Source organism: Candidatus Dadabacteria bacterium (genome assembly GCA_009837205.1).
In the GTDB taxonomy this organism is placed as follows: Bacteria; Desulfobacterota_D; UBA1144; order Nemesobacterales; family Nemesobacteraceae; genus Nemesobacter.
Genome location: VXTZ01000005.1, coordinates 41731 through 53998 on the forward strand (window position 1 = coordinate 41731; position 12268 = coordinate 53998).

The following is a 12268-nucleotide window of genomic DNA, read 5'->3' on the forward strand; positions in this document are numbered from 1 at the left end:
AAATCTCAGCCGTCGCTAAAACGCCCCATTTTGTCTTTAAGTGTAATTCCGAGTCGCGACCGGTTCGTCTTTTGAGAATGTGCGCTTCTATGTCCCGGTCATTGCGTCGGAGAGTTCAAGAACCTGTTTTTCCGCATGGTAAGAGCTTCTGACAAGCGGTCCCGCTTCCACGTGCGGGATACCGATTATTTTCTCCCCGTAGTCTTTAAGAGATTCGAATTCGACGGGATGATAGAACCTTGATACCGGTATATGATCGATAGTGGGCTGCAGATACTGTCCTATGGTAACTATGTCGCAACCGGCGCGCTTGAGATCCTTAAGCGTTTCGACGATTTCTTCGAAACTCTCCCCAAGACCGACCATAATGCCTGATTTGGTAAGCATCCCGGGCCTTCCCATCCTCGCGGACAGCGAAAGAAGTTCAAGAGATCTGCCGTAGACCGCCTGCGGCCTCACGGACCTCGTTCTTCCCGACTGAGTTTTCTGGGGAAGCGAGTAGAGTCTCGGAACGGTTTCAATATTATGATTCAAAACGTCGGGAGATGACGCTATCACTTTGTGAATCGCCTCGTGTTCCCCCTTGAAATCCGGGATCAGAACTTCGATCTTTACCCCCGGGGATGTCTTTTTTACCTCGTTTACGGTCTGCGCGAAGATACAGGCACTTTCGTAGTTCCTGTCATCTCTGTTTACCGAAGTTATAACTACATGTGTAACCCGCGCGTTGTTTTTCCGAAGCTCCGCGACCGCCGCAGCCACCCTGGCGGGTTCTTCCCAGTCAAGTTCACCGCCTTTCCCCGTTTTCACATGGCAGAACCCACAGCTTCTCGTGCAGACGTCCCCCAGGATCATGAAAGTGAGCGTTCCGGCCCCCCAGCACTCCCCTATGTTCGGACATTTCGCTTCCTCGCACACGGTGTGAAGGCCAAATTCGCGCACCAAGCTCCTAAGCTTGGTATAATTCGGACCGCTTGGGATTTTGGCCTTTATCCATTCGGGTTTTTTGCGAGTCCCCGTACGAACAGGCATCCGAGTTTCAGTGGTAGCAGATCTCATTTCGGCGTCTTGAACAGATCATGGGAAGAAGGCGGTTCCTGATAGCCGGCAGGTTTGTTCTGCAGAAGCTCCACCTCTAGCTTCCCGACTTTTTCCTCGAGATCTTTCACGGTTTCCCTGCTTCGCCTCAACTCGGACTTTGTGGAATGGCCTCTTGCAAAAGTCAGCAAGAAAAAAACAAACCCGCCCAGAATAAACGAAGCTCCTATTATCCCGGCATTGTAAACCCCCCACGTATTCTTAAAAGAGAAAAAACCCAGCTCGACTACAAACACCTGCGTGGCTATCTCAAGGTTCTGAATGAAGAAAACGGCTACAAAACAGCATATGATCAGGAGAAAAAATCTTTTTACGTGTTTCATCGGTTGTTTGAAAAACGGTTTCGCTAAACCAGCGTGATCCGCCAAGCGGTACTGCATTTTAGAATATCGGTTTTTGGAGAAAATACCAGCCGAATCAAGCTGCTGTACACGTACTGCAAGACGAAAATTGATATGGAATAAGGGGGAACTTCGGTTAGTAAACCACGTCGGCTATGTAGTAAAGACCGAACCCGGTTCTCACGGGAGAGACAAAAGTCACGTGCTCAGAAAGAGTTTCGGGGAAAACGAAATCAAGCAACGTTTTTTTCTTCATGGGATACTCCCTAATCCACGAATCCTCATCTAGGTCCCCTAGCTCCCTCGCCTCGGCAATCGCGGCCTCAAGAGTCCCGATGCGGTCAATCAGGCCGAGCTCCCTCGCCTGGCTTCCGATGAATATCTTTCCGTCAGAAAGCGAAGTGACTTTCGCCGGAGGCAGGTTCCTTCTTTCGGAAATCATGCCCTTGAACTGGGAGTGGGCGCCGTCTATGAGAGTCTGCAGGTAAGCCTTTTGCGTCTCGGGCATTTTGCGAAACGGCGAGCCCAGATCCTTAAACTCCCCGCTCTTTATCACCTCGACTTCCACCTTCGCCCACTTAAGCAGCTGCTCGTAGCTTGCAAACTGCGCTATCACGCCGATGCTCCCGGTCACGGTGCCGGGATTGGCATAAATCGTGGCTGCCGCGCAGGCGATATAGTAACCCCCCGAGGCGGCAACCGTTCCCATGCTGGCCACAACCGGCATGGCTTCGCCCAGGCTTCTGAGTTCTTCGTATATTTCCTGAGAGGCAGCGACTGATCCTCCCGGGGAATTTACCCTTATAACAACAGCCTTTACGGAATCGGTCTCGCGTATTTTTCTTATGCTTTTAATATAGGGATCGGGGTTGATTATTATGCCGTCAATGTTCACCACCGCCACCCCGTCCCCGCCGGGGTTCTGGCCATGATCGGAGATCAGCATTCCTATGAGGATTCCCGCGAAACCGACAAGGAGGATGACCAGAAGCGAGAGAAAGGTCTTAAGAAAGAAATTCAGGTCGGGGACTTTCACTTCGCCACCCCTCAGTCAAGGGCCTTGAGCTTTTCGTTCAGGATGTCCCCGAGCTTGGAGGAACTTTCCTGCTGGGAAGACGCGAAGTCTCTCATCGTGTCTTTTTCCTGCTTCTTCTCAAGCCTTCTGCGGCTGAGATTCACCTGATGCTTGGGCTTGTTAAAACCCGTGACGAGACCGCTTATCTCGTCTCCAACCTTAATGGATTCCTTGCTGAACTCATCGTCCTGAAATTCGCGGATGGCGTAAAATCCCGTTACGTCGTCGGCAAGCGCCACGGTGACGCCGCTCTCGAGAATTTCCTCTATCTTGGAGGTGACCACGGTTTCGTTCACCTTGTAGTCCCGAAGCACCTTGTTCCACGGGTCCGGGGTGAGCTGCTTGACTCCAAGCCCGATTTTTCTCTGCCTCGGGATGACATTCAGCACAATAAGCTCTATTTCCTTTCCCAGGTCTTCGCTTGAGAAAACCTCAAGGGGGCTGATTTCCCCCTCCCACTTCAGATTTTCCGGACGCACGAGCCCGACCATGTCCGGGGCAACTTCGACAAAAACCCCGAGTTCCGTAACGTTTCTTATGGTTCCGCTAACCCTTGTGTTAGGAGGATTGTTCCGCTTGAACTCATCCCATGGGTTTTCCTGTATCTGCTTGAGGCTCAGCGAAATTCTTCTTTCCTTCGGCTTTACTCCCAGAACCGCGACTTCTATCTCGCTTCCGACTGAAACTACTTCACTTGGATGACGGAAATTCTTAACCCAGGAAAGTTCGCTTACGTGCACAAGCCCCTCTATCCCGGGTTCAAGCTCGACGAACACGCCGAATTCTGCCGCGAAGACTACCTTGCCCTTGACTCTGTCGCCGATTCGGTATCTTTCCTGTATGCTCTCCCACGGATCCTCGGTGGTCTGTTTCACCCCGAGAGTTATTTTCCCGTTTTCGATCTCAAGGCGAAGAATCTTGACCTGGATGTCCTCGCCTTCTTTGAGGACATCCCCCGGATGCCTTACCCTCCCCCAGGAAAGCTCTCCTATCGGGACAAAACCCTCTATGCCCCCTATATCCACGAAAGCCCCGGCGTCAATTATCTTCACCACGTTTCCGGAAACAGTCTGGTCTTCCGATATAGTGGCAAGCGTCTCCTTCTTCTTCTCCTCCCTCTCTTCTTCGAGAATCGCCCTTCTCGACACCACTATACCGTTGTCGTTGTTCTGAATAATGCGGGTTTCGATCGTCTGTCCTACCATCTCGTCAAAATCCGCAACCGGTCGCAGGCCGACTTGGGAACCGGGAAGAAATACCTTGAAGGGGGTATGCCGCCCTATATCGCAGTTAAAACCACCCTTAACTCTGTTTAGAATCTTAGTGACGACCGGTTCTTTGTTCTTGAACTTCTCCTCGATCGCCCTTTTTTCTCTGATCTGGTCTGCTTTTTGTTTGGAAGCCCTGACGGTGTTCGGATTAGGTCTTTCGACCAGAACCTCTATCTCCGAGCCCACCGAGACTTCATATTCGCCGTCTTTGTTTAGAAATTGGTTTATGGGAACTATGCACTCGAACTTAAACCCGAGGTCTATGAAAACAGCATCAGAATCAACCCTTATGACCCTTCCTTTCGCTATTTCCCCGTTCTCGGGCTCGCTCAAGCGCGATTCCATACTTTCATCAAGTAACTCCTCAAAGCTTTTCTCATTAGAATCCGTAACACCATTATCCTGAGTCATTTTGTTTAGCCGCCTTTGCCATCAGTCTTTTACTAATAAAGGCAAGGTTACATGAAAACTGTCTAAAATGAAAAGAGCGCTAGGGAAGAAAAATTGTTTTCAATCGCCGCGGAAAGAGATATCTTTTGTGCGAAGAAATATCGCCGCAATCACATCTTCGGCGCTCATTCGGGTCGTATCTATCACCACGGCGTCCTGGGCGGGACGAAGTGGGTTCTCCGCGCGAAGCGTGTCACGACGGTCCCTTCTGCGAAGCTCGTCTTCGACATCTGAGAGGGGAATATCTCCCCGTTTACTTTGAAGGAATCTCCTTTTCGCTCTCTCGGCGACCGTAGCGTCGAGGTAGAATTTATACCTTGCCCCGGGAAAAACATAGGTTCCCATATCTCTTCCCTCGGCAACTATGTTTTCCCCTTCCCCGATCTTTCTCTGAATGCCGATGAGAAATTCCCTTACTTCGGCAAGCTCCGCGAGTTCGGAGGAAAGGGAAGAGATCTTCTCCGTCCTTATAAGTTTCGAGACGTTGCGCCCGTCAAGGAAAACAAGGCCCTCCGGAGAGAATTCCACCATAGTTCCGGAAAGAAGCCGCGAGAGTGAAGCGGGATCGTTGGGGTCAACTTCCGCCTCGCTTACCTTAAGCGCCACGGCCCTGTACATGGCGCCCGTGTCAAGACACGAAAAACCGAGCAGGTCGGCAACTCGTCTGGCAACGGTGCTTTTCCCCACTCCCGAAGGTCCGTCTATGGTAACGATATTGTCGCCGTCTCGTTTCATTTGGAATCTAAAAGAGCCTCGAAAAGCGGGAAGAATTCAGGAAATGAAATGGAAACGCATCCGGCGTCCCCGATCACCGTCTCCCCTCGGGCCCGCGTGGCAGCGACGGCAAGAGACATGGCGACCCGGTGGTCTCCGCGGCTCTTGCACCGGGCTCCGCGAAGCTCACCCGTGCCGTTTATAATCATGCCGTCCGGTGTTTCGCTTATGTCCGCGCCAAGTTTCGAAAGCTCCCCCGTCATGGCGCTTATCCTGTCGGTTTCCTTCACCCGAAGCTCCCCCGCGCCGCTTATCACCGTTTCGCCCTCGGCAAAACACGCAGCCACGGAAATAACGGGAAGCTCGTCTATGGCCCGCGACACCGACTCTCCCTCTATGCGCACGGCGCGAAGCGCACCGTGGCGGGCAATTAGATCCCCTACCGGTTCCCCGCAGCACTGGCGGCGGTTCTCAATCGAGATGTCGGCCCCCATTTCCCACAGGATATCAAGCACCCCGGTTCTAAGCGGGTTAAGTCCGACGTTTTTCACCATGATTTCCGATCCCGGGTTTAGAAGCGCGGCGACGATAAAAAAAGCCGCCGATGAGATGTCCGAGGGGATTTCAAGCTCGGTTCCCGGAAACTCCACTCCCTGGCTTACCGAGACACATGTTCCGCTTATCTGCACCGGAACTCCAAAGTAGCGCAGCATCCTTTCGGTGTGGTCCCGGGTTCTTTCGAGTTCTGTCACGCTCGTCCTTCCCGCAGCATAGAGTCCCGCGAGCAGAATCGTGGATTTTACCTGCGCGCTTGCCACTGGAGATCTGTAATCTATTCCCTGAAGTTCCGAGCCTGTTATGTGAAGCGGAAGGACTTCCCCCTCCCCCGATATCCTGGCCCCCATGCTGCGAAGCGGGACAGTCACTCTGGACATGGGACGGCGGCGCAGGGAAGCATCCCCGGTAATGGTCGAGGGGAAGCTCTGGGCACTTAGAACTCCCGTGAGCAGCCTGGCGGTGGTTCCTGAATTTTCAGCGTCTATAGTCTTGCGGGGCTCCTTGAGGCCGAAAAGCCCCCTTCCCGCAATTTCCACTCCTCCCGCGCCTACTTCAACCTCGATCCCCATGCTTCTAAAAGCGTTCGCCGTAGCAAGGGTATCTTGGGAAGCGAGAAACCCGCTTGCCCTGGTCTTTCCCCGCGCAAGCGAGCCTAGAATGATCGCTCTGTGGGAAATGGATTTATCGCCGGGAGGGGTTATCTCTCCGGCAAGCGTGCGGGGTTTTTCCTTGAGTATGAAATCGGACATCTTCTGACTGAGAATTATATACCTAACTCGGTAAAACAATATATAATATTTACCGTAAGGCGCAGTCTTTTACCGAAAATACGGGATGAAAACGGAAGAGAAAAACATATTCGGCGAAGAGTTAAAAGAATGTAGCACGGATCCGATGACCGGATTTTTCAGGGATGGCTGCTGCAGAGCGGCAGTCGAGGATGTGGGGCTTCATCTGGTCTGCGCGGAGATGACGGAGGAATTTCTCGAATTTTCGAGATCCAGGGGAAACGACCTCATAACCCCCCGCCCCGAGTTCGGTTTTGATGGGCTGAAACCCGGAGACAGGTGGTGTCTTTGCGCGCTTCGCTGGAAAGAAGCACTTGACGGTGGTGTGGCTCCCCCGGTTTTTCTTCAGTCGACCCATGAATCGGTGCTCAAAATCATAGATCTCTCAGATCTTAAAAAATACGCCGCCGACATATCCTGAGCCTTGATTCCCCTGAATTTGCGTATAATCTTCGTTCTGTGAAATACCTTGTCCTCCAAGGCGACGGCATGCCCGACCACAAGCTCCCCGAGCTTGAGGGAAGGACTCCGCTTGAGGTCGCAAACACCCCGAATCTTGATGCAATAGCGAAGCGGGCGGAGATTTTCGGGATCGCGAAGACCATTCCCGACCCGCTCCCTCCCGGAAGCGACGTGGGAAACCTCGCGGTGCTGGGCTATGACCCGACGAAATACTACACGGGAAGATCCCCGCTTGAAGCCGCGAGCATAGGGATTTCGCTCGGGGAGACGGACGTTACGGTGCGATGCAATCTTGTAACTCTCGCGGAGAGAAACGGCCGGACGGTCATGGAGGACTACAGCGCCGGGCACATAACCGACGATGATGCGGCCGGGATCATCGAGGATCTAAAAAAAGAGTTCGACGGGGAGGAGTTCTCCCTAAGCCAGGGGGTAAGCTACAGGCATCTTCTGCTCTGGCGCGGAGGAAACAGCGGTATTCAAACGACTCCACCTCATGACATTTCCGGAAAGGAAATCGCTCCCTGGCTTCCTTCGGGAGACGGGGCGGAAAAACTCCTGAACCTCATGGAGAGATCCCGGAGGATACTTAAAGACCATCCCGTGAACGCAAAAAGAAGAGCCGAAGGGAAAAACACCGCAGACTCCATATGGCTCTGGGGCGAGGGGACAAAACCCGACATGCCGTCCCTTCAGGAGCTTTACGGAATCACCGGGTCAGTGGTATCGGCGGTCGACCTCGTAAAAGGGATAGGAATATTCGCCGCGATGGAAGTAATCGAGGTTCCGGGAGCGACCGGGTACCTCGACACCAACTACGCGGGAAAGGTGAGCGGCGCTATTGAGTCGCTGCAACGCGTGGACCTCGCAATGATCCACATAGAGGCAACGGACGAAACGGGTCATGTCGGAGACGCGAGCCTTAAGATACAGGCGATCGAGGATTTTGACCAAAAGGTAGTGGGGCCTGCACTCGCGGGGATGGAGCAGTTCGGCGAATACAGGGTGCTGGTGCTCTCAGACCATCCCACCCCCATAGACCTCAGGACCCACTCGAACGAACCCGTCCCATTTGCCATACTTGATTCCGCGAACCGCTCGGTAAAGCATGACTCTCTTGTTTATACCGAGGACTGCGCCGCGGCAAGCGGAGTCTATGTAAAAGAAGGCTGGAAGCTATTGGGAACGCTTGTCGCCAGACAGGAATAAAGTGCCTCAGAGGTAATACTTGAGCCCGACCGTGAAGGTCCAGCTGTCTGTGTCACCCACTTCGAAATCGGTCGTAAGCGGCGTAACGCCGTCGGCGCGTATGGGTTCGTGGCCTCTGACCCGCTTCCAAGACAGGTCGTCGCGGTCAAAATCGCTAAGGCGCGTCCAGCGGGCCTTGGCGCCGACTGAAAGATCGTCGCTGAGCGCGTAGTCGACTCCGCCCACAACCTGAAAGCCGAACCTGGTTTTTCCCAGCTCTGTATCTATGTCGCTGACCGTGCCCGCCGCGGCCATCTGCCACGGTTCCGTGCCCAGATCGCTTCTGCGCAAAAATCTGGCAGAGTAACGCATTTCCGTCGAACCCACACCTATACCGCCCCCGATATAAGGCGTAAAGGGCGAGTCGTTGCGCAGGTCGTAGTAGGCGTTCAGGAAGAAATGATGAGCGCTGAGGTCATACACGCGTTCTGAAGGAAGATCGTTCTCGTCCCATTCGCTCTCCTTCTGATCAAACGTTTCGCCGCCGCCGGAACCGAGGCGCGCGAGCCTTCTCTGCGAGCCCTGGCGGCGGTTTAAATACTCCGCCTCAAAACGCAGCCCGTTGCCGAATGCGTAACCAAGGGTCGCGCCCCCCGCGAAGCCAGCGCCGGGGGCAAACACGTTTGCAATGATAGTTGTCTTTTCGGTGGTGCACTCCGCGTCCATCGGTGGAGTCGCACTGGAAGGGTAAAGGAACGAATCGCATCGGGTTGGATGATCAATCAAGGACTGGGAAACGTCCATGTCTCCCGACTTTGAAAAACCCGCTTCAAGCCCTACATAAAAACCTTCCGCCGCTGCATCCGTCACCGACAAGGTGGCCGCCAAAAGAACCGCCACAAGCCAAAGACACCCGTTGCCCGTAAAATGTCTCATATATTTTCTCCTTGTATCTCTCAATTCAAGAACCGTTCACGGGCAAAGAATACCCCTGAAGCGAAGGAAACTACGTCTTTTTTACCTCTTCCCAGATCTCGTCCATCTGCTCCATGGAAAGAGTGCTTATTTCTTTTGCCCCGGTCCGCGCTTTCTCTTCGAACCGGGAGAATCTCTCTATGAACTTCTCGACGGCCCCATGAGACGTAGTCTCGGCATCGATGTCAAGATGTCTTGCCAGATTCACTACGGAAAAAACAAGATCTCCCCACTCCTCCCGGGATCTGTTTTTCTCGCCGGTTTCCATCTCCCGCTCAAGCTCAAGCAGTTCCTCCTTTACCTTAGCAAAAACCGAAGAAACGTCGCTCCAGTCAAACCCGGCGCGGGCCGCCTTCTCGCCAACCCTCTGCGCCCTCATCAAAGAGGGCATGGCTCTCGGTATTTCCTCCAGATCGGACTTCCCTTTTTTCTCCTTGAGCTTCTCGGCGTTCCAAGTCCTTAAGGCCTCGTCCGCGTCCTTGGCTTTTTTCTCACCGAACACGTGAGGGTGCCTTCTTATGAGTTTGTCGTGGAGTCTCTGGGTAACATCGCCTATGCCGAATTTCCCCTCTTCGCTTGCTATCTGGGAGATGAAGACAACCTGGAAAAGGAAATCTCCAAGCTCCTCTACAAGTCCGTCCGTATCCCCAAGCTCTATTGCCTGTATTACCTCGTAGGCCTCTTCGAGAACGTACGCCCGAAGCGACTCGAGCGTCTGCTCCCTGTCCCATGGACAGCCTCCCGGAGCGCGCAGACGCCTTGCAAGCGAAACTATATCGTCAAAAGTTTTTTCCTCTTTCATAACTCCTGGGGCACCCTAGACCCGAAATTTCTTCGAACACCGGGTCAGGTTCTGGTTTCCGTCCTGGGTGACCAAGACCACGTCCTCTATCCTGACTCCCCCGAGACGCTCGTAGTAAAGACCAGGTTCTACAGTAACAACATTTCCCTCCTTAAGAATCTCGTTTCCGGGACCGATTCTCGGCGGCTCATGGATGTCAAGCCCCAGGCCGTGGCCCGTGGAATGTATGAACCCCTCGGGGCTTCCGGAACCCGAAGCCGTGGTAGGAAACCCCCGTTCCGTGAAAAAATCTATTACCGCGCCGTGCACGTCCTTTGATCTCACGCCGTCTTTTATCATGGAAAGCGCGATTTTCTGACCGCGCAAAACGGTATCGTACATTCTTAGAAGTTCAGCCGAGGGCTCGCCCTTAACAACCGTCCTCGTCATGTCGCCGAAGTAGCCGTTCTCCTGGGACCTCGGGAAAATGTCGATCACCACCGGCCACCCGGCCTTAAGAGGCCCTGAGCCCTTCTCGTGGGGCATGGAGCCCTGAACCCCTCCGGCCACTATGGTGTTTGAAGCCAGATACCCCCGTTCGGCAAGATAGGAGCTTATGGCGGAACGCACTATCTCGGAGGTAAGGGGCTTGCCGTCGCGGTAAAGCACGGAACCCTTCACCACTGAGTCCGATATAATTGAAATAGCAATCCTCATGGCCCATGCCGTAGCGTAAAGCGCCTTTTTTATGAGTGAAACTTCCGCCGGGGATTTCCTGAGACGCCCGGGAAAAAGAAAATCCGTTTTCGCAGTCCTGACGAAAAAACCGGTTCCCCGAAGCGCGTCGGCATAGGAAACCGGAAAAAATCTCTGGACAACCAGGCTCCTTACCCCTCTTTCCCTGAGAATTGCCGCGGCCACCTCGGCAATACCGGGCCTTTTTCTCTTGCCACCGCGAATCTTGGCAACCCACTCCCCAAGTGAGATGACCCGTTCTACTCTTGCCTCTTTTTTCCCCCGCTCAAGCTCAAGGTCGCTGAGAACCAGTGTTCCTTCACCGTCGTGCTCGAAAAAGATAACGGGATCCGGAACGAAAAAACCGGTTCTGTGGTAAAGGTCAGAGTTGCGCTCGCTCGAATCGATTATAAGGTAGGCCGTTTTGCTCACGCCGAAAACTATACAATAAACCTGGGCAGCGGGGCAAACTAGCGCCACTGCTTACCGCTTACGCTTGTTAGCAATAAACTAATTGTCCGGTCTTAGATTTTTGGTTGCAGGAGGGATCTACGAACCGGACAGAGTTACTGCTTAACTGACTTCTGAACAAATGCTTGACAATGCACATTCATGTTAGTTATACCGACGTACGTACCTAGACCGACCTGGACACCATCCGTAGATGAGGAAACCACCATCTACGAGGAATTTATGGAAGATGAAGAAAGCTAGCATTGCGTTCTATTGCACATATTGATATAGTGAGGAATGGGCGGTAGTAAAATATGCTAGTAGGCTATCTGACCAGATACTAACATTCACCATTCACCCTTCGCATCTACTGCCCCGTTTGATATGGGCGATGATAGAAACTTTGCTATTTATTGAGTTCTTTATCCTGTGTTTAGTTGAGGCAATGGTTTTGGCTTACTGTTAATGGAGGTTTTTATTGTGAAAAGATTTTTGCTTTTATTGACGGCTTTCTTTGTCATAGGTTTGGCTTCTTGTGATGACGATAATGACTCAGACATGGAACCTGAGCCCACGACAATAAAGATGAAGGGTTTCTTTAACAGCGTTGATGAAAACAACATGGATGACTGTCAGAGTGAGGACCTGAATTTGATAGTGGAAGATGAGGTAGTTGTTGGCAGTTCTAATTTTGCTGCATCAGGGGAAACGGGCGAAGTCTTTGATGAAGCGGTGTTCGGATATATAGGTATAAAGACTCAAGACCGTATAGCCGCCTCTTACGTAACGGCAACGAGAGAAGGGGAACTTGTTAATCCCGGAGTTCTCTATCTTAGGAAAAGAGGGGATTTATATGTTGGGTTTTGGGGTGGAGGAGCTACACGTCCGGAAGGTAATCCGTCCGTTGTTTGTCCGTACATAATGGTTCCGCAGGAGATGGTCGAGGAAGGTGGCTGCGAAGCTCAAGCCTATGCAGAGTATCTTAAAAATGAGGATGGTTCAATAAAAGCCTGTGTAATGGCCCCAAATAGCTAATCCGTTAAATGAGTGACGGACCTGTAATTACGATAACAGTGGAAATTCCCGAAACTGTTAGTCAACTTCCTCCTGGCGATGACGATCAGGAATTTGAAATATGTCTATATAATAAATGGAAAGCAGCTTCGACCAAATCTTGTAGCGGCTTCACGCCGTCTGAATGGCTTCGTAGATATGCTTGACCATATGCGTTCGTTTTTTCACGTTTCTTACGATTCATAATTAAAACCTCCTTGAACTTCATTTGAGTTCATTGACTTAAAGACCTAATTACCATTTAATTTGTTTCCAGTACCCTTCTGAAAGCTTAAATCAAGCGAAAAAATTTAAAATCGAGTTTG

General features: G+C 52.2%; 12 protein-coding genes. 3 read left to right on the forward strand and 9 right to left on the reverse strand.

Translation table 11 applies throughout. The features are described 5' to 3' along the window. Positions 1-87: 87 nt before the first annotated feature. The 6 genes from lipA to aroA form a co-directional block, all read right to left on the reverse strand. Positions 88-1059, reverse strand: coding sequence for a lipoyl synthase (gene lipA / locus F4Z13_00700; GenBank protein MXZ47764.1), 972 nt, complete (start codon positions 1057-1059; stop codon positions 88-90). Next, positions 1056-1421: a hypothetical protein gene (locus F4Z13_00705; protein MXZ47765.1), complete on the reverse strand. Its 366-nt coding sequence runs from the start codon at positions 1419-1421 to the stop codon at positions 1056-1058. Before F4Z13_00705 ends, lipA begins: the two co-directional genes overlap by 4 nt. A 154-nt stretch (positions 1422-1575) precedes the next feature. Further along, on the reverse strand, positions 1576-2475 hold the full coding sequence (gene sppA / locus F4Z13_00710) for a signal peptide peptidase SppA (protein ID MXZ47766.1): 900 nt from the start codon (positions 2473-2475) through the stop codon (positions 1576-1578). 11 nt (positions 2476-2486) lie between these two features. Beyond that, positions 2487-4196 carry a 30S ribosomal protein S1 gene (locus tag F4Z13_00715; GenBank protein MXZ47767.1) on the reverse strand — a complete coding sequence of 570 codons (1710 nt, stop codon included), beginning with the start codon at positions 4194-4196 and terminating at the stop codon, positions 2487-2489. A 99-nt stretch (positions 4197-4295) separates the two neighbouring features. Beyond that, positions 4296-4970, reverse strand: a complete 675-nt coding sequence (locus F4Z13_00720; GenBank protein MXZ47768.1) for a (d)CMP kinase — start codon at positions 4968-4970, stop codon at positions 4296-4298. After that, on the reverse strand, positions 4967-6256 hold the full coding sequence (gene aroA / locus F4Z13_00725; GenBank protein ID MXZ47769.1) for a 3-phosphoshikimate 1-carboxyvinyltransferase: 1290 nt from the start codon (positions 6254-6256) through the stop codon (positions 4967-4969). Before aroA ends, F4Z13_00720 begins: the two co-directional genes overlap by 4 nt. An 85-nt stretch (positions 6257-6341) precedes the next feature. Between aroA and F4Z13_00730 the strand changes: the two genes are divergently transcribed. Together F4Z13_00730 and F4Z13_00735 are read left to right on the forward strand one after the other, a co-directional pair. Next, entirely contained in the window at positions 6342-6716 is a 375-nt protein-coding gene (locus F4Z13_00730; protein ID MXZ47770.1) for a DUF2237 domain-containing protein, read from the forward strand. 38 nt (positions 6717-6754) lie between these two features. Beyond that, positions 6755-7966 (forward strand): cofactor-independent phosphoglycerate mutase, encoded by a 1212-nt coding sequence (locus F4Z13_00735; protein MXZ47771.1) that lies wholly within the window; start codon positions 6755-6757, stop codon positions 7964-7966. A 6-nt stretch (positions 7967-7972) separates the two neighbouring features. Here the strand turns inward: F4Z13_00735 and F4Z13_00740 are convergent, their stop codons facing one another. The 3 genes from F4Z13_00740 to F4Z13_00750 form a co-directional block, all read right to left on the reverse strand. Further along, positions 7973-8881, reverse strand: coding sequence for a porin family protein (locus F4Z13_00740; protein ID MXZ47772.1), 909 nt, complete (start codon positions 8879-8881; stop codon positions 7973-7975). A gap of 70 nt (positions 8882-8951) precedes the next feature. Continuing rightward, positions 8952-9722 carry a nucleoside triphosphate pyrophosphohydrolase gene (gene mazG, locus F4Z13_00745; GenBank protein ID MXZ47773.1) on the reverse strand — a complete coding sequence of 257 codons (771 nt, stop codon included), beginning with the start codon at positions 9720-9722 and terminating at the stop codon, positions 8952-8954. A 15-nt stretch (positions 9723-9737) separates the two neighbouring features. Then, a complete protein-coding gene (locus tag F4Z13_00750) occupies positions 9738-10868 on the reverse strand; it encodes an aminopeptidase P family protein (protein ID MXZ47774.1) in 1131 nt (376 codons plus the stop codon). Between the two features lie 501 nt (positions 10869-11369). On the opposite strand from F4Z13_00750, the gene F4Z13_00755 reads away from it, so the two are divergent. Beyond that, positions 11370-11924 carry a hypothetical protein gene (locus tag F4Z13_00755; protein ID MXZ47775.1) on the forward strand — a complete coding sequence of 185 codons (555 nt, stop codon included), beginning with the start codon at positions 11370-11372 and terminating at the stop codon, positions 11922-11924. Positions 11925-12268 lie beyond the last annotated feature (344 nt).